Genomic DNA, 21,773 nt, shown 5'->3' on the forward strand with positions numbered 1-21,773 from the left:
ATGGCGGGCTGAGTCGTGCGCTGCACATCCCTCACCCCGGCCCTCTCCCAGGGGGAGAGGGTGAATGGTGCTATTCGATTACGTGACGGTTACCGGCTGATGACAGCGCGCTATTCCAGGCCGATGGCTTTGGCGACTTCGCTCCAGGGCACGAACTTGAAGTTCTGCGTGGTCTCGGGCATGCGCTTGCGGCCGTCCTGCACCACCAACATGCCTTGGCTCCATGGCCCGCCGAGGTTGGCCGAGGTGACTTCCAGGCCGTCGGTCTCGGAGGCGCCGTCGATGCCCAGGGCGCCGTTGGCGCCGACGCGGAAGGCGCCGCGCAAGGCGAATGGCGGCTCGGCGTCGAGCACCAGGTAGCTGTCGTTGCCCTGGCTGGATACCACCAGGTAGTCGCGCGCCTCGGACTGGTAGAGGCCCAAGCCCTCGACATCAGCGTGCAGCGCGCCGCCGACCTTCATCACCTCATGCAGCTCGGTGGGGCCATCGGCGCGGGCGTCCACCGCCCAGATGCCGGTGTCTTCCTCGCCGAGGAACAGGCGCTGGCGCTGGTCGTCGGCCACGCAGCCCTCGGGCTGGCTGGGCACGGCGAAGCGCCGTACCAGCTCACCGCTGACTTCGCCGCCGCTGTCGCTCAGGCGGTACTGCAGGAAGCTGCCGTCCTTGCCGTTGGCGAAGGCGTACAGCTCGCCGCTGGCCGGCTGGAACAGGCAGATACCGTAGATTTCCTTGAGCGGCGTGCGCACCTCGCCGGCCACGCGCAGCTCGCCGCTGGCGCGGTCGATGGCGAACACGGCGATGCTGTTGCGATCGCGATCGCTGGCCACGGCCAGGTCGACGCGCTCGCCGCCGAGGCTGAAGTTGGCGCGCAGGTCGACGTTGTTCAGGCGCCCTACTGGCAGGTCCTGCAGCAGCTTGCCGTCTAGGTCGTAGACCAGCAGGCCCTGCTTCTTGTTGGTACCGAGCACGCGCGAGCGTGCCGGGTTGGCCGGGTCGACCCAGATCGCCGGATCGTCGGCGGCATCGCCGTGGCGACCGACCGGCTCGCTCTGGCGCAGCGCCGTGACGTTGACCAGCGCCTCGGGCACGGCCACCGGTTGCGGCTTCCAGGCCAGTTCGCCTTCGTAGAAGCGCCCGCTGCCGTCGTCCTGCAGCAGCAGTTCGAGGCCTTCGGCACCTTCACGCACGGCCAGGCGTTCTGGCTCTTCCAAGCCCTCCAACGCAACGCTGCCGGCCGCCTGCCAGGCTTCACCCTGGCGCTGGTACAGGTGCAGGCGACGGGCGCCGACATCCAGCGCCAGCACGCCGCCCGGCACCGTAGCCATGGCGCCGACGCCCTGCTCCAGGCCGCCGAATGGCTTGACCATGTCCACCGCCACGCGGCTGGCCTCAGCCTCCGGGTGCGCCGGGTAGGCCCACAGGCCGACGTTCTCCTCGTTGACCAACAACTGGTTGGCGGCATCGTCGACCTGACAGAACTCGGCCTGTGGCGGCAGCGGCAAGCCGCGCACGCGCAGGGCCTCGGCATTCAACTCGCTGCCGGCGCCGACCAGCCACTGCTCGCCACGGCCTTCTTCGCCGACCAGGAACAGGTAGAGGTTGGCCGCCTCGTCGCGGTACAGGCACAGGCCGGTCACCGCATAGTCGCGCGCCGGCAGGGCCAGAGTACGGCCCCACTGGCGCGCGGCCGGGTCGAGCAGCGCCAGGGTCGGGCGCTGGTTGGCTGCGTCGAGGCTGGCGACCAGCAGTTGCTCACCGAGGTTGCGGCTATCCAGCCCGCTGAAGTTGCCGGGCAGGCGCGCCAGCTCGGCGCCCTGGGCATCGAGCAGCAGCAGGCCGCGCTTCTCGCTGGCGGCCAGGCGCTGTTCGCCGGCGAAGCGCAGGTCCTCAGCCTTGAACTGGCCGGAGGCGCCCCAGGGGCTGAGGGCCAGGCTCGGCGTGGCGGCGGAAGCCGCCGATGGCACCTGGTCGCAACCGGCCAACAGCAGGCCGGCGAACAACAGGGAAAGGGTGAACGATGGGTGCATGGGTATTCCTTGAGCGTGTGCGCAGGCGCGCCCGCCCCGCGAGGGAGCGCGCCGGTGGAGTCTTTTAGAAGTGGGTGAAGGTCAGGCCGAGCTTGTACGTCGGGCCGTATTCCTCGTACTGGGCGTTGTAGGAGCTGCGCCCGGTGTAGACGTAGTAGCTCTCGTCGGTGATGTTCTGCGCCTCGAACTTGAGCTGCAGTTCCTTGGTCAGGAAGTAGCCGGCGCTGAAGTCGACAAACACCTGGTCGTCCACGTGCAGGTCGTGCTGCTTGTCGTCGATGCCGGCGACTTCGTAGAGGTAGTCGGACTTGTAGTTGGCCGACAGGCGCAGGCTGAGCTTGTCGTTCTCCCAGCCGAGCATCAGGTTGCCGACGGTGTCGGACTGGAACGGCAGGTCGATGTCGCGCTCGAGGTAGCTGCCGCTGTCGGCGTCGAAGCCGCTGATGCTGGCGTCGGAGCGACTGAAGGTGGCGTTGGCGCCCAGCAGCAGGCCATTCCACGGCGCCGGCAGCCAGTCGAACTTCTGTGAGTAGGCCAGTTCCAGGCCCCACAGCTCGGCGTTGTCGCCGTTGGCGAAGGTGTTGGCCTCGGAGAAGGCGACCCAGTCGCCGGTGCCGGCGAGGTCGGCGTTGTAGACGAAGTTCTCGATGTCCTTGTAGAACACGAAGGCGGACACCACGCCGGCGCGGCCCAGGTAGTGCTCGATGCCGAGGTCGAAGTTGCGCGACTCCAGCGGGTCGAGCGTCGGGTTGCCGAAGCTGGCCTCGTCGCCGTCGATGACGAAGCCCGGCGCCAGCTGGCCGAAGGTCGGCCGCACCACGCTATTGGTGATGGCGGCGCGCACCTGGGTGTCCTTGTCCAGCTGGTAGCGCGCATGCAGGCCCGGCAGCCAGTGGTGGTAGTCGTTCTTCGCCTCGATGCTCTCGTACACGCCATCGCGGATGCCGGTGCCCTTGGCCTCGAACTCGGTGCCCTCGTAACGCACGCCGGCGATGATGCGCAGGTCGTCGATGTCCAGCGTGTGCATCAGGTAGGCGGCGTTGATGTCCTCGCTCATCTTGTAGTCGTTGACCCGCGACTCCTCCTCGTTGAAGAACTCGCTGCGATCCAGGCCGCCGAGCAGTGCCTCGATGCGGTCCGCCGACAGGCCCGGGCCGAAGCGACCCAGGTTGTAGTCGACCGAGCCCTTGCTGAACTGATCCATGCTCAGCTGTTCGTCGGTGAAGAAGTTGTCGAGGTCTTCGTAAGTCCAGATATCGGTGTCGTTGTCCTTGTCGCGGCGGCTGAGCTTGCCGCCGAACTTGACCTGCGCCGCGTAGCCGGCCAGCTCGTAGTCGCGGGCGGCGTCGAGCTTGATGTTCTTCTCGGTGTCCTCGGTGTTCTCCTCGGCCCACTCCACTTCGTTGAGGGTGAAGTTGGCCGGGTCGTAGAAGGCGTCGCCAACGCTCAGGCGCGGTTTCTCGGTGTCGTAGAAACCGACGTTCTCGAAGTCGTCGTTGCCCTCGAACACCGCCCCGCCGATATGCCCCGGCGTGTCTTCGCTGGACTGGCTGTAGCCGACCTGGCCGCCAAGGGTCCACTGGCCGATCAGCTGCTCGCCGCCGAACACGTAGGACTGAATTTCCTGGGTTTCCTCGCGGTCCTTCAGCTCGCGCCAGCCCTCGGCATCGCCGCTCTCGCCCGGCAGCTGCGCGTCGGCGAACTCGACGCCGGCGGCGTTGCGGGTCTCAGTATCCTTGTAGCGGCTGTACAGGGTGCGCAGGTAGTAGCTGGAGAAGTCGTCCGGGCGGTAGTCGAAGTTAAGGCCCAGGCCGCTGCGCTCGCGGCGGATGTCGTAGTCGCGCTGCTCGAATTTCTCCAGCCGAGCGCCGTCCTCGAAGTCCCAGTCGCCGCCGCTCTCGACGTTGTCCGAGCCGAAGTCGCGCTGCTGCCAGCTGAAGGCCGCAGCCACGCCGAAGTTGTCGACGCCGTCGCCCAGGCTGAAGCGGTCACTGATGGCGCCGGAGAATTTCGGGCTGGTCTGCTCGGTGTTGTCGTCGTAGCTGGCCTCGGTGCTGCCGGTATAGAACAGGCCCTTGTGGTCGAAGGCCGACAGGCTCTCCACCTCGATGGTGCCGCCGAGAGAGTTGGCGTCCATGTCCGGGGTCAGGGTCTTGACCACCGACAGCGACTGCACCAGCTCGGACGGCAACACGTCGAGGGCCACCGCGCGGCGGTCAGCCTCCGGCGAGGGGATCAGCGTGCCGTTGACGCTGACGCTGTTGAGGTCCGGGCCCAGGCCACGCACGCTGACGAAGCGGCCTTCGCCCTGGTCGCGCTCGACGCTCACACCGGGCAGGCGCTGGGTGGCTTCGGCAACGTTCTGGTCGGGCAGCTGGGCCACGCCATCGGCATGCACGGTGCTCTGTACGCTGTCGGAGCGGCGCTGCTCCTTGAGCGCCTGGTCGACGGCGGCGGCCTGGCCGATTACATCGACGTGCTCGGTGGCATTGTCTTCGGCCGCCCACAGCGGCGTGGTGGCGATGGCCAGCGCCAGCACGCTGATGCGGAAGCCGGCGCGGCGAGCGTTGAGTTGGCGTTTGTACATGCTGCTCTCTCCCCAGATGAGCGTTGCGCCGGGGCAAGTCCGGCGATCTGGGAGGGCATGCTGGGAGCGGCCTGTGACGCTTCTGTGACAGGCCCTGGCGCAGCGGGGATTTTGCCGGATTTTCGCCGCCGTTCTGGGCCGATTTGACCCCGAACGCCGGTCCGCAATGACCTCCTCGCAGTCGTTCGGCCCCGATGGCCAGGGGCGCAGAAGGTGAATCTGCAAAAAAACCGGCAGCCACTCTGGGCCGATTCGACCTCCCCCGCTGCAACCATTCGGTCATCTGCCTCTGTTCTGCTGGCGCCCGAACGCACATTCGGGGAACCACCATGCCTTCGCTGCTCGGCCTGCACCGCCTGAAACTCGCCGCCCTGTTGCTGGCCGCCAACGTCGCTCTGCTGCTGCACATGGGCGCCGGCGACATCAAGCCGCTGGCCTACTGGGTGTGGCTGGACATCCTCGGCGAAGGCGGCTCCGCCCTGCTCTGCCTGGTCTGGCTCGGCTTTCTGCTCAACAGTCGCCCGGCCGGGCGGGTCACCAACCTGCTGGCCCTGGGCCTGGGCCTGGTGTTCTTCTCCTGGTGGGTGGACTGCCTGGACGAGTTCATCGCCATGCCCGACGCCATCACCTGGGACCACTGGCTGGAGTCGGTGCCGATGCCGATCGGCCTGCTGCTACTGACCCTCGGCCTGTATCACTGGCACCTCGAACAGCGCGCCATCAGTGCGCAAATGGAGAAGCGCGAGCGGCTGTTCCGCGAACACCGCCTGTTCGACAAGCTGACCCCGCTGGGCGCCGCCGACTACCTGCGCCGCCAGCTGGAGCTGGGCCTACAGGAGAGCGTGCGCGAACAGCAGCCGCTGTCGCTGGTGATGATCGACCTGGATGGTTTCGACGCGATCAACCAGCGCTACGGCCATGCCGAGGGCGACCGCGTGCTGCAGGCCGTGCCGCAACTACTGCTGCTCAACCTGCGCCAGCAGGACCTGCTGTGCCGCCTGGCCGGCGACCGCTTCGTCGCCCTGCTGCCGAATACCGGGGAAACCGTGGCGGCGCAGATAGCCACGGAGCTGGCCGAGGCCGTGCGCCACCTGGCTCATCGCTCGCGCCAGCATGGCGAGCGCATCCAGCTGCGCGCCAGCGTGGCCCAGGTGATGGCCATGCAGGAGAGCGCCGAGAGCCTGCTGCAGCGCCTCAACCTGGCGCTGGCCAAGGCCAAGCAACCGCTGGCCCTGAGCGCCTGACCATGACGCTGCACTGCCCCTGGTACGAGAACGACAGCCGCTGCATCGCCGCGCACCAGCAGCCGGCCAGCCTGATCGAGCTGTGCCTGTCGCGCGGTATCGACAGCCACCGCCTGCTGCGCGGCACCGGGCTTTTCTTGGAAGACGTGCCCAAGGCCGACACGCGGATCAGCCCGACGCAGTTCCTCAGCCTGATCGACAACGCCCAGCGCCTGCTCGACGCCGACGACACCAGCTTCCTGTTCGGCCAGCGCCTGCTACCCGGCCACCACGGCGCCGCCAGCCAAGCCCTGGCGCTGGCCAACAACCTGCAGCAGGCTCTGGAACTGCTCGGCGAGCTGCGCGCCCTGCTCTCGCCGCTGCTCAGCCCGCGCCTGCTGCTAGACGAGCAGCACGCCTATTTATACTGGCTGGACAGCTGCGGCGCCGGTGCGCAGCAGCGCTTCCTGCTGGAGGCGCAGATGACCGCGGTGGTGGCCATGAGTCGGCGTCTGAGCGGCGAGGCGCTACCCTGGCAGTTCCACTTCCGCCACGCCCAGCCCAGGCATATCGAACAGTACTGGGTGCACCTCGGCGAGAACCTGCGCTTCGACCAGCCCTGCGACCTGCTGCGCCTGCCACGCGAGCACCTGACCCGTGCCTGGCCGCAGACCGTGCAAAGCACCGCCCAGGTGGCCTGCCAGCAGGCGCGCCAGCAGCTTGAGCTGCACGGCACCCGCGCCAGCCTGCTTGATACCCTGCAGCGCTGGCTGCTGCGCAACGTGCGCCAGGCACCCAACCTGGAACACGCTGCGGCCGCGCTGGGGATGAGCCCGACCACCCTCAAGCGCAAGCTGCACAGGCACGGCACCAGCTACCAGGAACAGCACGACCGCGTGCGCCTGCTGGTGGCGCTGTACCTCTACCAGATCAAGGGCTACAGCAACGACGAAGTGGCCAGCCACCTGCGCTTCCACGACGCCACCAACTTCCGCCGCTCGTTCAAGCGCTGGACGGGCCTGGCCCCCAGCGCCTTGCGCCAGCTGCTCGGCGGCTAGTCGCTGCGCCGCTCGCGCCTCGCCGAACGGTTGAGCATGGGCGCCAGCAGGTTGCCGAACGGCAGCCGGCAGCCTCTCTTCTCCTCGCTCGGTGCAACCTTGGCGGCCGCCGGCTTGAGCCGCGAGATGCCGAACATCACCAGCGCCAGGCCCGCCAACTGGTAGACCGAGATGGCTTCGCTGAGCAGCGCCCAGGAGGCGAAGATGGTCAGCACCGGGCCGAGGTTGCCGATGGCCGCGGTCTGCGTCGGCCCCAGACGCTGCACGGCCAGGGCCATCCAGTAGATCGGCAGCACGGTGGAGCACAGCGCCATCAGCGCGGCGTACAGCCAGATCTCGCTCGGCAGGCTGGTCAGTTGCGCGAACGAGCCGCCACTCACCGCGAAGTGCGCCAGCACCATGAACGATGAGGCCGTGCCGGCCAGCCCGGCCAGGCGCATGGAGCCGATGCGCTGCACCAGCACCCCGGTGCCGAAGTAGTACAGCGCATAGGTCACCGCGCTGGCGAATACCCAGGCGGCGCCCAGCAGGACCTGGTCGCCGACCTCGGCCACGCCGATGTCGTGGACGAAGGCGATACCCAGGCCGAGGTAGCAGATGCCCATGGCCAGCAGCGTGCGCCGGCTCGGCCGCTCGCGCAGGGCCACCGCCTGCAGCAACAGGACCAGGGTCGGATAGGTGAACAGGATCAGCCGCTCCAGCCCGGCGCTGATGTATTCCAGGCCGTAGAAGTCGAACAGGCTGGAGAGGTAGTAGCCGAGCATGCCCAGCACCAGCACGCGCAACACGCCGGACACGCCCATCGGCGCGCCGCTCTGGGCGCGGCTGAGCCACAGCAGCCAGAGGAACAGCGGCAGCGCCAGGACCATGCGCATGGCCAGCAGGCTCACCGCATCCACCGGCCCGGCGGCGTAGGCGAGCTTGACGAAGATGGCCTTGAGGCTGAAACCGGCCGCCGACATCACGGCGAACAGGCGGCCATCGGCGAGGCAACGCTGGTACAGGGAGGTGTTCATGGCAGTCCGCAACGGCAGCAAAGGCTTTATTCTGAGACGAATAGTGATTGGCTAGAATCGCATTTTTCCGAAGGAAGCCTTCGCCAAAGGAGAAATCTCATGCACTTCGACCTGGCCGACCTGCGCCTGCTGGCCGCCATCGCCAGCAGCGGCAGCCTGAGCAAGGCCGCAGCGAGCATTCCGGTGGCCGTGTCCGCTGCTAGCACCCGCCTGCGCCTGTTCGAGGAGCGCTGTGGCCTCGCCCTGTTCACCCGCACCGCCGGCGGCATGAGCCCGACCCCGGCCGGGCGCCTGGTGCTGGAGCGCGCGCGCAGCGTGCTCAATGAGGCGGAACAGTTGAAGGAAGCACTGAAGGAGCTCAGCGGCCAGCGCCGCATCACCCTGCGCCTGTCCGCCACCACGGTGGCCAATAGCACCTTCCTGCCGGCCACGCTCGGCCCCTTCCTGGCCGACTACCCGGAGGTGGACCTGCAGCTGATCGAACAGAAGAGCGTGGAGGTGCTGCGCGCCGTGCAATCCGGCGACTGCGAGATCGGCGTGTACGACGGCAACCTGCCCACCGGCGGCCTGCTGTCGCTGCCGTTTCGCGACGACAAGCTGGTGATGCTGGTGCCGCGCGACCATCCGCTGGCCAACCGCCAGGTCACCCAACTGCGCGACGCCCTCGGCTATCCCTTCGTCTGCCTGCCGGCGGAGCGCGCCATGCAGCGCTTCACCGAGGAGATGGCGACCAAGTACGCCATGCCGCTACAGGTGCGAGTGCGCGCGCCGAGCTTCGACGCCATCGCTCAGTTGGTGGCGCAGCGTGTCGGCATCGCCCTGCTGCCGGAGGCCGCCGCCTCGCGCCTGGCGCTGGAGCTGCCGGTCAGCCTGGTGCCGCTGACGGATACCTGGGCCAGCCGCGAGCTGCGCCTCTGCATCCACAGCTGGGAGGCGCTGTCGTCCCATGCACGGCAGCTGGTGACTTTCCTCTCCAGCCGCTAGCGCTGGCCTGTCTCAGGAGCCGATGGCATCCAGACACAACCAGCCGACGATCGAGAAGAACAGCACCGCCACGAGAGTAATCAGCATTGCTTCGCCCCTTTTTATGGATCACACCCGAAGCAGTGACCCTGGAGCGCGGCGGAAGTTGGGGGCGTTTTAGCCCGCGATGAAGAAGGCCCGTACCGCCGCCTCGCCCAGCGCGCGAGCCTCGGCCAGCGCCGCCTCGCCACGCGCGGTGCCTTCGACGGTGAAGAACTGCAGCGCCTGCAGGCCGACCGTGGCCAGCGCCACCTGCAGATAAGGGCGCAGGAAGTCCGGCTGGCGCGCCTGCTCGCCGCTGATCAGCCCGCCCGAAGAGATGGCCACGTACACCGGGCGGTCGCTCAGCACGCCGACCTTGCCCTGCGGCGTCGGCGTGAAGGTCACGCGCACCCGCACGATATGGTCGATCCACACCTTGAGCGCCGAAGGCACGGTGTAGTTGTGCATCGGCGTGGCGATCAGCAGCACGTCCGCCTCGTCGAGTTGGCGGATCAGCTGGTGCGAGCGCAGTTGCGCAGGCCCCGGATCGGGCAGGTCCACCGGCGAGGCCAGCGCCATGGCGTAGTCGCTATCGACATGCGGCAGCGTGTTCAGGTCCAGATCGGTCAGCTCGATGGCGCGGCCGCCGGCCTGCAGCGCCAGGCCTTCGAGCACCTGTTGCGACAGGCGCAAGCTCTCGGACTCGTGGCTGCGCGGGCTGCCGATCAGGCGCAGCACACGCAGGGGGCGGTTAGCGGATGTGGTCATGACGAGGTTTCCTGGGAGCTGAAAATCTGGGGTTCAAGGAGTATCGAGCAGTTTCTGGAAGCGCAGCGCGCCGGTCAGCAGGCCTTCGCGGAAATAGAAGCGCTGCGCCAGGGCATTGCCCAGCGCGGTATCCAGCACCAGGCGCGCACAACCCTCGGCGCGGGCGACCCGCTCCAGCGCACGCAGCAGGCGCGCGCCCCACTGGCCGCCGCGCTGAGTCTCGGCGGTGATCAGGTCATCGACGTAGAGAAAGCGCCCGTAGACGAAGTTGTGCTGCAGACGGTAGCCGGCCAGGGCCACCAGCGTGGCGCCGTCGAAGGCGCCGACCAGGCGATAGCCCTCGCCACGCATATGCTCGACCGCCGCGACGAACTCGCCCTCGCCGGCCAGGTGCGGGCGCAGCTCACGCATCACCGGGTAGGCGGCGCGCAGGTCGCCGGGGCCGTCGAGCGGGCGCAGCGCCGGGTCGGCAAGGTCCAGCACGCTGGGCAGGGGATGGTGTGATGAGTAGGTCATGGCACCATCCTAGACCGCCGATGCCATAATCGATTGATCCAAGAAAATGCATTTTGACTAGGCCATGACCGACTTCCGCTTCGCCCCGCTCGCCGAACAGGACAGCACCCCGCTCTACCGCCAGCTCTACGAGCGCGTGCGCGGCGCCATCGCCGCCGGCAGTCTAGGGCCTGGTGATCGCCTGCCCTCGGCCCGCGCGCTGGCCAAGGAGCTGGGCGTGGCCCGTGGCACCATCGAGCTGGCCTATTCGCTGCTGACCAGCGAGGGCTACCTGCTGGCGCGCGGCCAGGCCGGCACCGTGGTCAATCCACAACTGCACGCGCCCGCCACGCCCGTAGCGCCTCCGCCCAGCGAGGCCGACTCCGGCGAGGATGCACCGGATAGCCTGTGGCGCCCGCCGCAGCTGCTGCCGTTCCAGATGGGCGTGCCGGCGCTGGACGCCTTCCCGCGCAAGATCTGGGCACGCCTCGGTGCGCGCTACCTGCGCGGCCTGCGACCGGCCGACATGGACTACCCACCGACCCACGGTCTGCCCGCCCTGCGCAGCGCCATCGCCTCCTACCTGCAGGTCTCGCGCGGCATCGACTGCGGCGCCCACCAGGTATTCATCACCAGCGGCTGGCGCGCCAGCCTGGCGTTCGTCGCCCATGCCGTGCTCAGCGCCGGCCAGCGCGCCTGGGTGGAAGACCCGGGCTACCCGCCTGCGCGGCAGATCCTGCGCCAGTTCGGCCTGGAGCCGGTGCCGGTCGAGGTGGATGAACAGGGCCTGCGGGTGGATCGCGGCATCGCCCTGGCCAAGGATGCGCGGCTGGCGGTAGTCACTCCGGCGCACCAGAGCCCGCTGTCCATGACCCTGTCGCTACCGCGCCGGCAGGCCTTGCTGGAATGGGCCAGCCACAACGATGCATGGGTGATGGAAGACGACTACGACGGCGAGTACCGCTACGCCAGCCGCCCACTACCGGCGCTGGCCAGCCTGGATCGCCACGGCCGGGTGTTCTACGCCGGCACCTTCAGCAAGGTGCTGTTTCCCGGCATTCGTCTGGCCTACCTGGTGGTGCCGCAGGCCCAGGTGGTGCGCTTCGAGCAGGTCGGCCGGGCGCTGTTCGCCGCCGCCATGCCGGGCATGACCCAGGCGCTGGTCGCTGACTTCATCGCCGAAGGGCACTTCACCCGGCATATCCAGCGCATGCGCCGCCTGTACGGCGAGCGCCGCAGCAGCACCATCGCCGCGCTGGAGCGCGGCCTGGCGGGCAGTCTGCAAGTGGAACAGGCGCCGGGCGGCATGAATCTGGTTCTGCGTCTGCCCGGCGAGGCCAGCGATCAGCCTCTGGCCGAACACCTGTTGGCCCACGGCCTGGCGGTGCAGCCGCTGTCGCGCTGGTGGGCCTCATCACGCCGCGATTCGGCGCTGCTGCTGAGTTTCACCAACTGCACCTCGCCGGAGCAGGCGCAGCGCCTCGGCGAGCTGATTCGCCAGGCCCTGTGAGAGGCCTCAGCTGAGGTTGGCCTTGTCCAGGCCGAACAGCTTGTCGAAAGAGCCGGGCGCGGCCTGGAACGCGACGTTGAGGCGGTTCCAGCCATTGATGGCGACGACCAGGAACGAAAGGTCGGACAGCTCGGCCTCACTCCACTGCTCGCGTACCGCCGCATAGATGTCATCGGACACCCCGCGTGGCGACAGCGAGGTCAGCGCCTCGGTCCACTCCAGAGCGGCCCGTTCGCGTGGCGAGAACAACTGCGACTCGCGCCACACCGCGACATGATGCAGGCGCAGCTCGCGCTCGCCGGCGATCTTCGCCTCCTTCACGTGCATGTCCACGCAGAAGGCGCAGCCGTTGATCTGCGAGGCGCGCAGGGTGACCAGGTGGGCGATCTCGGCCAGGTGCGGCTTCTGCCCCAGCAGGTTGTTGAACTCCACGTACTTGCCGGAAATCTGCGGCGAGAGTTTGAAGTAGTCGAGGCGCTGGCTCATGGTCGTGATCTCCTGCTGGATGGGCGCAGCCTGCCGCGAGGTGGCGCGGCGGCTGCCGAGGTGCAATCACTCTAGGCAAACATGGCCCGCTCACCCAGTGCCAAGAGCGGCTCTTTCGACTGGGCCATGGCCTCAGCTGCGAGGCAGTCCTTCCAGGACCCGCTGTACCACCTGTGCCGACTCGAAGATCGCCTTCTCCTCGTAGGGCGCGAAGCCGATCACCAGCCCCGGCGGGCGCGGCGCATGGCAATAGGCGCTGAGCGGCAGCGCATCCACGCCCTGCTCAAGCAGCGCCGTGTAAGCCGCCGCCTCGTTATCCACGTGCAGGCGGCAGGCGATATCCAGGCCGGCGCGAATCGGCGGCACGTCGATCAGCCCGCGCCAGTGACGATGCGCGGCCTCGGCCAGGGCGTCGGCCCTCGAGGCGTAGAGCTTGCGCATGCGCCGCACGTGGCGGTCGAAGTGACCCTCCTCGATAAAGGCGGTCATCACCTCCTGGCTGAGGCTGTTGGCGTGCCGCGCCATCAGCGCCAGGGCGCGGGTGAAGCTGTCCACCAGCTGCGGCGGCAGCACCAGGTAGGCCAGGCGAATGGATGGGAACATCAGCTTGCTGAAAGTGCCGGCGAGGATCACCGAGCTGTCCGCCGCCGGCAGCGAGCGCAACGCCGGGATCGGCTTGGCGATGAAGCGGTACTCGCTGTCGTAGTCGTCCTCGACTATGTAGGCGCCGCTCTGCGTGGCCCAGCGCAACAACTCCAGGCGCCGCGCCGGTGACATCTCGCCACCCAGCGGCATCTGCCGAGACGGCGTGACATAGGCCAGGCGCGCCTTGGGTGCCAGGCGAATGCCCTCCTCTACCTGCAGGCCATGCTCGTCCACCGGCACGTTGACCCAGCTGCAGCCGGCCACCTGCATCAGCTGCCGTGCGCCCGGATAGGCCGGGTCCTCCAGCCAGACCTGCTCGCCCTCCGGCACCAGCAGGCGCAGGCACAGGTCGAGGCCCTGCTGCACGCTGCTCAGCACCAGGATGCGCTCGGCCGAGACCTGCACGCCGCGAGCGATGGCCAGGTAGCCGGCGATGGCTTCGCGCAGCGCCGGCAGGCCGGACGGGTCGGAATCCAGCAGGCTCGGCAGGCGTGAGGAACGCAGCTGCTGGATATGCAACTTGCGCCACAGGTCGACGGGAAAGGCGCTGACGTCGCCGCGATGGGGAAAGAACGGCCGGCTACCCGGCGTCACCGCGCGCCGGCCGAACACCGGGCGGATCGCGCTCAGGCGCTCCACCCAGGGCGTGGCCGGCGGCTCGCGCAGCGGCTCGACATTGGGCACCACCTTGCGCCGCACATAACCGGCATGCAGCGTGGTGTCCGGCAGCACCTCGCTGACGTGGGTACCACTGCCAACCCGCGACTGCAGATAGCCCTCGGACAACAGCTGCTGATACGCCGCCTGCACCGTGCCGCGGGCCATGCTGTAGTGCTCGGCCAGTGCGCGCGTGCTGGGCAGCTTGGCCCCGGCCGGCAGGCGCCCGCCGAGCACTGCCTCGCGCAGGCTCTGGTACAGCCAGGCCTGCAGGCTCACACCCGGCGCCGGAGCACCGAGCGGCAGGGACGAGACGACCAGGGAGGAGCGTTTTTCCGGAGGCATGACAGCACCAAAGTGGACTAATGCATTACGACACTATTGGATCAATACCATGATCCATCTGCGGCGCAAACTCTCCCCCGTCGTTCGAAACCAACCACAGTTCCTTTTCTCGATTCGGAGTGAGCCATGAAACAACAGATCCTGATCATCGGCGCCGGCTTCGGCGGCCTCTGGAGTGCCCTCAGCGCCGTGCGCCTGCTGGACCAGCACCAACGCCTCGACGTCGCCGTCACCGTGCTCGCTCCGCAAGCCGAGCTGCGCGTTCGTCCGCGCTTCTACGAAAGCGACATCTCCACCACCGTCGCCCCGCTCGCCGAGCTGTTCGACGCCGTCGGCGTCAACTTCATCCAGGGCAGCGCCACCGCCATCGACGCCGACGGCAAGTGCGTGCGCTACCGTGATGCCCACGGCGCGCAGCAGGTACTGGGCTTCGACCGTCTGATCCTCGCTGCCGGCAGCCAGGTGGCCCGCCCCGCCGTGGTTCCCGGCCTCGAGCGCTTCACCTTCGACGTCGACAGCTACGAGTCCGCCCTGCAGCTCGACGACCATCTGAAAGGCCTCAGCGCCCTGCCCGACAGCCCTGCCCGCAACACCGTGGTAGTGGTCGGCGGCGGCTTCACCGGCATCGAGACGGCGACCGAAATGCCGGCGCGCCTGCGTGAAGTGCTGGGCGAGCAAGCCAACGTGAACGTGGTGGTGGTCGACTCCGGCTCCAATGTCGGCGCCGCCATGGGCCAGGCCATCGCCGAAGTCGTGGCCCAAGCCAGCGATGAGTTGGGGGTGACCTGGCGCCTGGGCTCGGCCGTACAGGCGGTGGACGCCGATGGCGTAGTGCTCGCCAACGGCGAACGCATCGACGCCAAGACCGTAGTCTGGGCCGTGGGCGTGAAGGCCTCGCCACTAACCGAGCAAGTCGCCGGCGAACGCGACCGCATGGGCCGCCTGCACGTCGACCGCAACCTCAAGGTCCTCGGCCAGGAAAACATCTTCGCCACCGGCGACACCGCCTACGCCGCCACCGACGACCTGGGCAACTACGCGCTGATGACCTGCCAACACGCCATCGCCTTGGGCCGCTCGGCCGGCAACAACGCCGCAGCCGATCTGCTGGGCGTCGCCCCGATCCCCTACAGTCAGCACAAATACGTAACCTGCCTCGACCTGGGCGCCTGGGGCGCCGTATTCACCGAAGGCTGGGAACGCAAAGTGGTGCTCACCCGCACAGAAGGCAAGGAACTGAAAACCCAGATCAACACCCAGTGGATCTACCCACCAGCCGCCAACCGCGATATCGCCCTGGCCGCCGCCGACCCGCTGATTCCTGTAGTGGCCTAAGCCTTTACACCTAACAAAAGCCCGGACTTGATCCGGGCTTTTGTGTTTTTAGAAGCACAAAACGCAAAAGCCCCGAGAGCATTTCTGCTTTCGGGGCTTTTGTATTTCGATCTGGCGGTGAAGGAGGGATTCGAACCCTCGATACGGTTTCCCGTATACACACTTTCCAGGCGTGCTCCTTCAACCGCTCGGACACTTCACCGGATCTCGCCGAACCAGTCTGGTCCGTCGAGGCGCGCTAATGTAGCCGCACGGTTCTCCGAATGCAAATTTTTTTTCAGTCGATTCATGCGCTTATGCAGAGCGGCGGGGTTTCGCCTCGGTGCCTTCGAAGTGCTGGCCGCCGAACAGCAGGAAGCCGAGCGAGACGAACAGGCTGAACAGGAACAGCTGCAGCACGCCGGCCTGGCTGTGGCTGTAGGGGCTGGTTGCCAGCAGCGTCAGGCCGAGCAGCACCAGTGGTAATAGATAAGGAATGAAACGCGACATGGGGACTCCTCAGGTTCGCGACCAACCTAAGTCACTGCTCGGTATAGCAGCCAATTGGCGATGCCGATGGCACCGATAGCCTGTCACCGACGGGCGGATGACCCTCCGGTCAGCCAAAGCGCTTTACCCATGGCCCTGTGCTGGGTAACGTCAGCGCCACTTCCCGCAACCTGGACTAGGATTTCCGCCATGAGCGACCTGATCAGCTACCAACTCGAAGACGGTATCGCCACCCTGACCCTCAACAACGGCAAGGTGAATGCCATCTCCCCGGACGTGATCGCCGCCTTCAATGCAGCCCTGGACCAGGCCGTGCAGGATCGCGCCGTGGTGATCATCACCGGCCAGCCGGGCATCCTCTCCGGCGGCTACGATCTCAAGGTGATGACCTCCAGCCCACAGAATGCCGTGGCCCTGGTCACCGCCGGCTCCACCCTGGCCCGCCGCATGCTGGCCCACCCCTACCCGATCATCGTTGCCTGCCCGGGCCACGCCATCGCCAAAGGCGCCTTCATCCTGCTCTCCGCCGACTACCGCATCGGCGTCGAAGGCCCGTTCAACATCGGCCTGAACGAAGTACAGATCGGCATGACCATGCACCACGCCGGTATCGAGCTGGCGCGTGACCGCCTGCGCAAGGCCGCCTTCCACCGCTCGGTAATCAATGGCGAGATCTTCGATCCGGTCGGCGCCGTGGATGCCGGTTTCCTCGACAAGGTTGTGCCGGCCGAGCAGCTGCAAGCCACCGCCGTTGCTGCCGCCCAGCAGCTGAAGAAGATCAACATGACCGCGCACAAGAACACCAAGCTGAAAGTGCGCAAGGCCCTGCTGGAGACCCTGGACAAGGCCATCGAACTGGACCAGCAGCACCTCGGCTGACAGCTCGCATGCGACACAACAAGCCCGGCCCAGTGCCGGGCTTGTTGTTTGCGGGGAAGACCGCCGATCAGGCGCGGAAATGCATTGAAATAACCTCTGATCGGGATCAATTGCCGGCAGCAGTGCACGCCCGTACACTGCGCGCCTTTTTGTCTGCCTGAAGGCTTACCGATGCTTTTCCTCGCGCGCATGTTGTTGATGGGCCTGCATTTCCTCATTGCCGGTGTGCTCGGCCTGCTGCTCGGCCTGTGCCGGCCGTTCAACCCGGACAACAGCCGCCTGTGCGCGCGCCTGTATTCCCTGCCAGCCCTGTGCATGCTGCGCCTGCGAGTCAAGACAGAGGTGAGCAGCCTGTTCGGCCAGGATCGCCCCTGCGTGGTGGTGGCCAACCACCAGTCCAACTACGACCTCTATGTGCTCGGACGCGTGGTGCCGCCGCGTACCGTGAGCATCGGCAAGAAGAGCCTGAAGTGGGTGCCCTTCTTCGGCCAGCTCTACTGGCTGGCGGGCAACGTACTGATCGACCGTGGCAACGGCCGCAAGGCCAAGCAGGCCATGCTGAAAACCACCGAAACCCTGCAGCAGCGCGACACCTCCATCTGGGTCTTCCCGGAAGGCACGCGCAACCTGGGCAAGGGGCTGCTGCCGTTCAAGAAAGGCGCTTTCCAGATGGCCATCGCCGCCGGCGTGCCGATCATCCCGGTATGCGTCAGCACCTACGCCGGGCGCCTCAAGATCAACAGCTGGAGCAGCGGCAAGGTGATGATCCGCTCGCTGCCGGCCATCCCTACCCTGGGCCTGACCCTAGATGACCTGCCGCAACTGATGGAGCGCTGCCAGCAGGCGATGCGCGAATGCATCGAGCAGCTCGACCACGCGGTGACGGCCAAGGCTCCCGCCTAAGCCAAGCAGTAACCCAGAAGGCCCGGCATAGTCCGGGCCTTTTTCTACCTGGCACACGGTCCTGGGTTAAGCTGCGGCATCGCCATGCAGAGGACAGCCCATGGGTCAGGTCGTTGCCGCCGCCGCTTACCACAAAGGCAAGAAAGTCGCCGATATCGCCCTCAACCAGGGCCATGAGTGGGCCTCGCAGCCCGAGCATTTCGTCTGGATCGGACTGCGCGACCCGGCCGCCCCGGAATTCAGCATCCTGCAGCAGCAGTTCGGCCTGCACGAGCTGGCACTGGAAGATGCCCTCGCCCAGCACACCCGGCCCAAGCTGGAGACCTTTGGCGACGCCCTGTTCATGGTGGTGTATTCGCCGATCCGCCGCGCCGATGACCGCCTGGAGTTCGTCGAGACCCAGCTGTTCGCCGGCAAGGGCTACGTGATCAGCGCTCGCTACGGCGATTCCGCGCCCTACTCCACCGTGCGCCAGCGTTGCGAAGCACGGCCGCTGCTGCTGGAGCACGGCGAGGACTTCGTGCTCTACGCCCTGCTCGCCTTCGTCATCGAGAACTACCGGCCGCTGCTGGACTGCGTGCACACCGAGCTGGAAGACATCGAGCAGACCGTGCTCGCCCGCCCGCTGACCCAGGCCGACGTCGAGCGCATCCACAGCCTGCGCCGCGACCTGCTGCGCCTGCGTCGCCAGGTGGCGCCGCTGTCGGAGATCTGTCAGGAGCTGCAGCAGCTCGACTTCCCTTTCATCGACAAGCATATGCGCCCGTACTTCCGCGACATCACCATCCACGTCAACCGCCTGCTGGAGGATCTCACCGGGCTGCGCGAGATGGCCGACCACGCGATCGAGATCGGCCTGCTGCTGGAGTCGTCGCGGCAGAGCCTGACCCAGCGCAAGTTCGCCGCCTGGGCGGCGATCCTGGCCTTCCCTACGGCGGTGGCGGGCATCTATGGGATGAACTTCCAGAACATGCCGGAGCTGACCTGGCACTACGGCTACTTCGGCGTGCTGGGCGTGATCGGCCTGGGCTGCGCCGGGCTGTTCGCCAACTTCAAGCGGATGGGCTGGCTCTAGCGGACGCTGCGGCGCTCGCGCTTGTCGGCGTACATGCGCTCGTCGGCCAGCGCCAGTACGCCGTCGAGGGTCACGCCGTTGCAGTCTTCGACCTCAACGATGCCGATGCTGGCGGCCAGCGGGAACAGCTGACCGTCCTCGTTGCAGGCCGCCACGGCCTGGCGCAGGCGCTCGCGCAGGCTATCGCCAGCCAGGCCCGGGGCCAGCACGCAGAACTCGTCGCCGCCCATGCGCGCCGCCACGTCGGCATCACGCAGCACCTGGCGTAGCACGTCCGCGGCGCAGCGCAGCAGGGCATCGCCGGCCTCATGGCCGGCCTGGTCGTTGACCTGCTTGAGGCCATCCAGGTCCATCAGCATTAGGGTGTAGCCGCCGCCATAGCGGGCCGCATGGCGCAGCGCCTGGTCGGCCAGCAGGTAGAAGCCGCGACGGTTGTGCAGCTCGGTCAGTTCGTCGGTCATCGACAGCCGATGGATGCGGTCGTAGGCCTGCTGCAGCTCGCGGGTGCGCTCCTGCACCTTCAGCTCCAGGCTCTGATACAGCTGCACACTCTCGATGGCCACCGAGGTGGAGTCGGCCAAGGCCTGCAGCAACTGCACCTCCTCGGCGCAGGGCTGGTGATGATCGGCCCAGTAGTTGCCGATGGCGCCGATGGGGTCGCGGGTGCGGATCGGCACCATCACCAGGCTCTGCACGAAGGTCGGTCGGTAGGCCTCATGCGGAATGCGCGGGTCGGCGTAGATGTCGGGGATCACCGCCGGCTCGCTGTTGAGCATGGTCCAGCCGCTGATGCAGGTCTCCAGCGGGAAGCGCTTGCCCTTCCACAGCGGCGCCACGGCGTCCTCGTCGGCGTAGTGGCAAAGATCACCATCGCGCAGCACGAACGTGGCACCGTCGCAGCCGGTCAGGCGCCGCGCGGCGCGGCGCACGATGTCCTGCACGCTGGGTAGATCACGCGCCAGCGACAGTTCCTGCACCACGTGCAGCAGATGGCGCATGCCCTGCTGGTAGCGCTCGCTGGTCCAGGCCCGCTGTGCAGCAGGCTGTACCGGGGTATCACTGTGCATCGTTTCTCCGCTATGGCGCCGCGTACTTCCTAGAACGGCCGGCGCCAGACTGCATGGACGGGAACGGGTTACCCCAGATCAGACGGGCTGGGCACCCTTGCCCTGCGCGACGAAACGCATCATCCACTCGGCCACCGTGGTGCCCTGGTGCGAGTGGGCGAGGCTGGCGACAGCATTGCTGTAGACCGGCTCGCCAATGCACTGCTGGCGGATGTCGAGCAGTGCACGGGAATAGTCGTGGACGAATTCCGGATGGCCCTGGAAGCACAGCACCTGATCTTCGATGCAGTAGGCCGCTACCGGGCAGAACTCGCTGGAGGCCAGCAGGGTGGCCTTCTCCGGCAGCGCAGTGACCTGGTCCTGGTGGCTGATCAGCAGGGTCAGCTGATCCAGCGCCGGGGTCATCCACTGCGGTTGCTGCTTCATCTCGTAGTGGTGGATGCCTACGCCCCAGCCCTGATGAGCGCGTTCGGCGCGGCCGCCGAGCAGCAGAGCCAGCAGCTGGTGGCCGAAGCAGATGCCGAGCAGCTTGTCGCCGTTCTCGTAACGCTCGAGCAGGAAGCTCTTGAGGGGCTGAATCCACGGATCGCTGCCAAACGAGTCGGCCTTGCTGCCGGTCACCAGGTAAGCGTCATAGCGCTCACCAGCCGCCGGGTAATGGCCCTGCACCACGTTGAAGACTTCGAAGCTGGCCGCCAGCGGTTGCTGGGCGAACAGGCGTTCGAACATGCGGCCGTAACCCTGATATTGGTCGACGAGTTCGGGGCGGAGTACATCGGTTTCCAGAATGCAGATACGCAGAGACATGGAGCGGACTACCTGAAACAGCCGGGGGTGAAAGAAGAGGTGTTTAGCGTGCATCGAAGCGACACCGAAACGCAACAGCCACAAGGCCTTGCGCGATATCCGGCAATCATCAGCGGTTTCGATACCTATCATGCCGCGCATTCACTTCTGCGCGGCAAGCGGCTCGGCAAAGATGCAGCCACACCCAACCAGCAAGGAGAACCACCATGAGCAGTTTCGCCGCCCTCGCCAGCCTGATCGCCGCCTCCGCCTTCCACAGCGCTCCGGCCGCCAATCAACCCTCGCAACCGGCCAACGCCCGCCAGTAACCCTGGCGGCGCCCCCTCAGGAGGATCAGCCGTGACCATCACCGAAGCCTTCAGCAGCACCAACACCTATGGCGTGACCTACGTCAGCCTCAGCGATTCGGGTCTGAACTTCGAATCCGAAGCCGCCGTGCACATGGACGATGGCAGCCTGCTGACCCTGCGCATGCCAACCCGGCAGAGCGAGAAGCTGGCCATCCACTCGGTGGTCTGCATGCAGAACGGCTGGTGCCAGGCCGCCTGAGCGGTCACTGCGCGAGCAGACGCGCCGCCACCTCATCGCCCAGGTGCCGGGCGAGAATGCGCTGCCAGCTACCGTCCTGGCGCATGGCCGCGAAGGCCTGGCGCATTTCCAGCTGCACGCCCTGCGCATCCGCCAGCCGCGGGCTGCCGGCGATAAAGCTGCGCGACACCCCCACGGGCCGCCCTTCCAGCAACGAGCCGGCCGGATAGTTCAGGCGCCGCCAGAGATAGTGGGTGCGCAGATCGATTTCGTACCAGGCCAGTACCCGCCCGCCATACAGCATGCGCGCGGCCTGCTCCGGGTCCGTCACTTCCACCACCGTCTGCCCTTCCTGCTTCAGCGCCAGCGCTTCTTGCGCGCGCGGCGTGCCGCCCATCACCACCACGGGGCCGGCGGCGAGCGCATCTTTCAGGCTATCGAAACGCTGGCGCGGGCTGACCAGCATGTAGGAGGTGTTGAGCACGTCGAGCAGCCAGACGAAGCCCTGCTCACGCTCGGCGGTGCGCCCCAGGTTGAGCACGATGCCGTGCGGATCGTTCGCCACCTCCAGCTGCACGCGTTTCCACGGCACGCTGCGGTAGATGCACTCGCGGTGCATGCGCCGGCACAGCTCGTCCATCAGGTCGCCGAACACGCCGCGGTCACGCGGATTGTCGTCGGCGAACGGCATCTGCCCCTGCCCGACATAGACATTCAATGCCTGCCCGGCACCGGCCATGGCCGACGCCAGCGACAGACCGGTCGCCAGAAGAAATCCCACCCACCCCGAATGCGTGCTCACGCGCCAGCAACTCCCCCGATGCGCTGTCGGCAAGACTGACAGAAAGCCCATGAAAAGCAAAACCGG

Annotated in this window: 21 protein-coding genes and 1 tRNA gene; 10 read left to right on the plus strand and 12 right to left on the minus strand. The window is 67.1% G+C overall.

Annotation, left to right across the window (positions count from 1 at the left end):
• Positions 1-110: 110 nt before the first annotated feature.
• A complete protein-coding gene (locus IP89_RS18650; protein ID WP_043311178.1) occupies positions 111-2,027 on the minus strand; it encodes a phytase in 1,917 nt (638 codons plus the stop codon).
• Between the two features lie 64 nt (positions 2,028-2,091).
• On the minus strand, positions 2,092-4,614 hold the full coding sequence (locus IP89_RS18655; RefSeq protein WP_043311179.1) for a TonB-dependent receptor: 2,523 nt from the start codon (positions 4,612-4,614) through the stop codon (positions 2,092-2,094).
• Between the two features lie 329 nt (positions 4,615-4,943).
• On the opposite strand from IP89_RS18655, the gene IP89_RS18660 reads away from it, so the two are divergent.
• On the plus strand, positions 4,944-5,858 hold the full coding sequence (locus IP89_RS18660) for a GGDEF domain-containing protein (RefSeq protein WP_043311181.1): 915 nt from the start codon (positions 4,944-4,946) through the stop codon (positions 5,856-5,858).
• 2 nt (positions 5,859-5,860) lie between these two features.
• Positions 5,861-6,895, plus strand: a complete 1,035-nt coding sequence (locus IP89_RS18665) for an AraC family transcriptional regulator (protein WP_043311182.1) — start codon at positions 5,861-5,863, stop codon at positions 6,893-6,895.
• On the opposite strand, the gene IP89_RS18670 is transcribed toward IP89_RS18665, so the two are convergent.
• Positions 6,892-7,911 (minus strand): DMT family transporter, encoded by a 1,020-nt coding sequence (locus tag IP89_RS18670; protein ID WP_081963309.1) that lies wholly within the window; start codon positions 7,909-7,911, stop codon positions 6,892-6,894. The genes IP89_RS18665 and IP89_RS18670 overlap by 4 nt on opposite strands.
• Before the next feature lie 99 nt (positions 7,912-8,010).
• On the opposite strand from IP89_RS18670, the gene IP89_RS18675 reads away from it, so the two are divergent.
• Positions 8,011-8,895 (plus strand): LysR family transcriptional regulator, encoded by an 885-nt coding sequence (locus tag IP89_RS18675; RefSeq protein ID WP_043311183.1) that lies wholly within the window; start codon positions 8,011-8,013, stop codon positions 8,893-8,895.
• A gap of 156 nt (positions 8,896-9,051) precedes the next feature.
• Here IP89_RS18675 and IP89_RS18680 read toward each other — a convergent pair whose 3' ends face one another.
• Both IP89_RS18680 and IP89_RS18685 read right to left on the minus strand, forming a co-directional pair.
• Positions 9,052-9,684: an FMN-dependent NADH-azoreductase gene (locus tag IP89_RS18680; protein ID WP_081963310.1), complete on the minus strand. Its 633-nt coding sequence runs from the start codon at positions 9,682-9,684 to the stop codon at positions 9,052-9,054.
• Positions 9,685-9,717: 33 nt separating this feature from the next.
• A complete protein-coding gene (locus tag IP89_RS18685; protein ID WP_052081135.1) occupies positions 9,718-10,200 on the minus strand; it encodes a GNAT family N-acetyltransferase in 483 nt (160 codons plus the stop codon).
• Positions 10,201-10,264: 64 nt separating this feature from the next.
• Here IP89_RS18685 and IP89_RS18690 point away from each other — a divergent pair, with 64 nt between their 5' ends.
• Entirely contained in the window at positions 10,265-11,689 is a 1,425-nt protein-coding gene (locus tag IP89_RS18690; RefSeq protein ID WP_043311184.1) for a PLP-dependent aminotransferase family protein, read from the plus strand.
• A 6-nt stretch (positions 11,690-11,695) separates the two neighbouring features.
• Here the strand turns inward: IP89_RS18690 and IP89_RS18695 are convergent, their stop codons facing one another.
• Together IP89_RS18695 and IP89_RS18700 are read right to left on the minus strand one after the other, a co-directional pair.
• Positions 11,696-12,175: a carboxymuconolactone decarboxylase family protein gene (locus tag IP89_RS18695; RefSeq protein WP_043311254.1), complete on the minus strand. Its 480-nt coding sequence runs from the start codon at positions 12,173-12,175 to the stop codon at positions 11,696-11,698.
• Between the two features lie 132 nt (positions 12,176-12,307).
• Positions 12,308-13,822, minus strand: coding sequence for a PLP-dependent aminotransferase family protein (locus IP89_RS18700; protein ID WP_043311185.1), 1,515 nt, complete (start codon positions 13,820-13,822; stop codon positions 12,308-12,310).
• A 126-nt stretch (positions 13,823-13,948) separates the two neighbouring features.
• Between IP89_RS18700 and IP89_RS18705 the strand changes: the two genes are divergently transcribed.
• Positions 13,949-15,157, plus strand: coding sequence for an NAD(P)/FAD-dependent oxidoreductase (locus IP89_RS18705; protein WP_043311186.1), 1,209 nt, complete (start codon positions 13,949-13,951; stop codon positions 15,155-15,157).
• A 112-nt stretch (positions 15,158-15,269) separates the two neighbouring features.
• Here the strand turns inward: IP89_RS18705 and IP89_RS18710 are convergent.
• Together IP89_RS18710 and IP89_RS18715 are read right to left on the minus strand one after the other, a co-directional pair.
• Positions 15,270-15,359 (minus strand) — tRNA-Ser (locus IP89_RS18710).
• Positions 15,360-15,451: 92 nt separating this feature from the next.
• Positions 15,452-15,646 carry a hypothetical protein gene (locus IP89_RS18715; RefSeq protein ID WP_043311188.1) on the minus strand — a complete coding sequence of 65 codons (195 nt, stop codon included), beginning with the start codon at positions 15,644-15,646 and terminating at the stop codon, positions 15,452-15,454.
• A gap of 189 nt (positions 15,647-15,835) precedes the next feature.
• On the opposite strand from IP89_RS18715, the gene IP89_RS18720 reads away from it, so the two are divergent.
• From IP89_RS18720 to IP89_RS18730, 3 genes are all read left to right on the plus strand, one after another.
• On the plus strand, positions 15,836-16,525 hold the full coding sequence (locus IP89_RS18720) for a crotonase/enoyl-CoA hydratase family protein (protein ID WP_043311189.1): 690 nt from the start codon (positions 15,836-15,838) through the stop codon (positions 16,523-16,525).
• Between the two features lie 171 nt (positions 16,526-16,696).
• The gene (locus tag IP89_RS18725) at positions 16,697-17,428 is read left to right on the plus strand and encodes a 1-acyl-sn-glycerol-3-phosphate acyltransferase (RefSeq protein WP_043311190.1); all 732 of its coding nucleotides are present in this window, start codon (positions 16,697-16,699) and stop codon (positions 17,426-17,428) included.
• 100 nt (positions 17,429-17,528) lie between these two features.
• Entirely contained in the window at positions 17,529-18,503 is a 975-nt protein-coding gene (locus IP89_RS18730) for a magnesium and cobalt transport protein CorA (RefSeq protein ID WP_043311191.1), read from the plus strand.
• On the opposite strand, the gene IP89_RS18735 is transcribed toward IP89_RS18730, so the two are convergent.
• Together IP89_RS18735 and IP89_RS18740 are read right to left on the minus strand one after the other, a co-directional pair.
• A complete protein-coding gene (locus IP89_RS18735; RefSeq protein WP_043311192.1) occupies positions 18,500-19,570 on the minus strand; it encodes a sensor domain-containing diguanylate cyclase in 1,071 nt (356 codons plus the stop codon). The genes IP89_RS18730 and IP89_RS18735 overlap by 4 nt on opposite strands.
• Before the next feature lie 78 nt (positions 19,571-19,648).
• On the minus strand, positions 19,649-20,377 hold the full coding sequence (locus IP89_RS18740) for an amidotransferase (RefSeq protein ID WP_043311193.1): 729 nt from the start codon (positions 20,375-20,377) through the stop codon (positions 19,649-19,651).
• 48 nt (positions 20,378-20,425) lie between these two features.
• Between IP89_RS18740 and IP89_RS23420 the strand changes: the two genes are divergently transcribed.
• On the plus strand, positions 20,426-20,587 hold the full coding sequence (locus IP89_RS23420; RefSeq protein ID WP_156115082.1) for a hypothetical protein: 162 nt from the start codon (positions 20,426-20,428) through the stop codon (positions 20,585-20,587).
• 129 nt (positions 20,588-20,716) lie between these two features.
• Entirely contained in the window at positions 20,717-20,926 is a 210-nt protein-coding gene (ptrC, locus tag IP89_RS18745) for a type III secretion system co-regulatory protein PtrC (protein WP_177326903.1), read from the plus strand.
• Between the two features lie 4 nt (positions 20,927-20,930).
• Here ptrC and IP89_RS18750 read toward each other — a convergent pair whose 3' ends face one another.
• Positions 20,931-21,686: an ABC transporter substrate-binding protein gene (locus tag IP89_RS18750; protein ID WP_177326904.1), complete on the minus strand. Its 756-nt coding sequence runs from the start codon at positions 21,684-21,686 to the stop codon at positions 20,931-20,933.
• Positions 21,687-21,773 lie beyond the last annotated feature (87 nt).

Source organism: Pseudomonas sp. ML96 (assembly GCF_000761545.1).
GTDB lineage: Bacteria > Pseudomonadota > Gammaproteobacteria > Pseudomonadales > Pseudomonadaceae > Aquipseudomonas.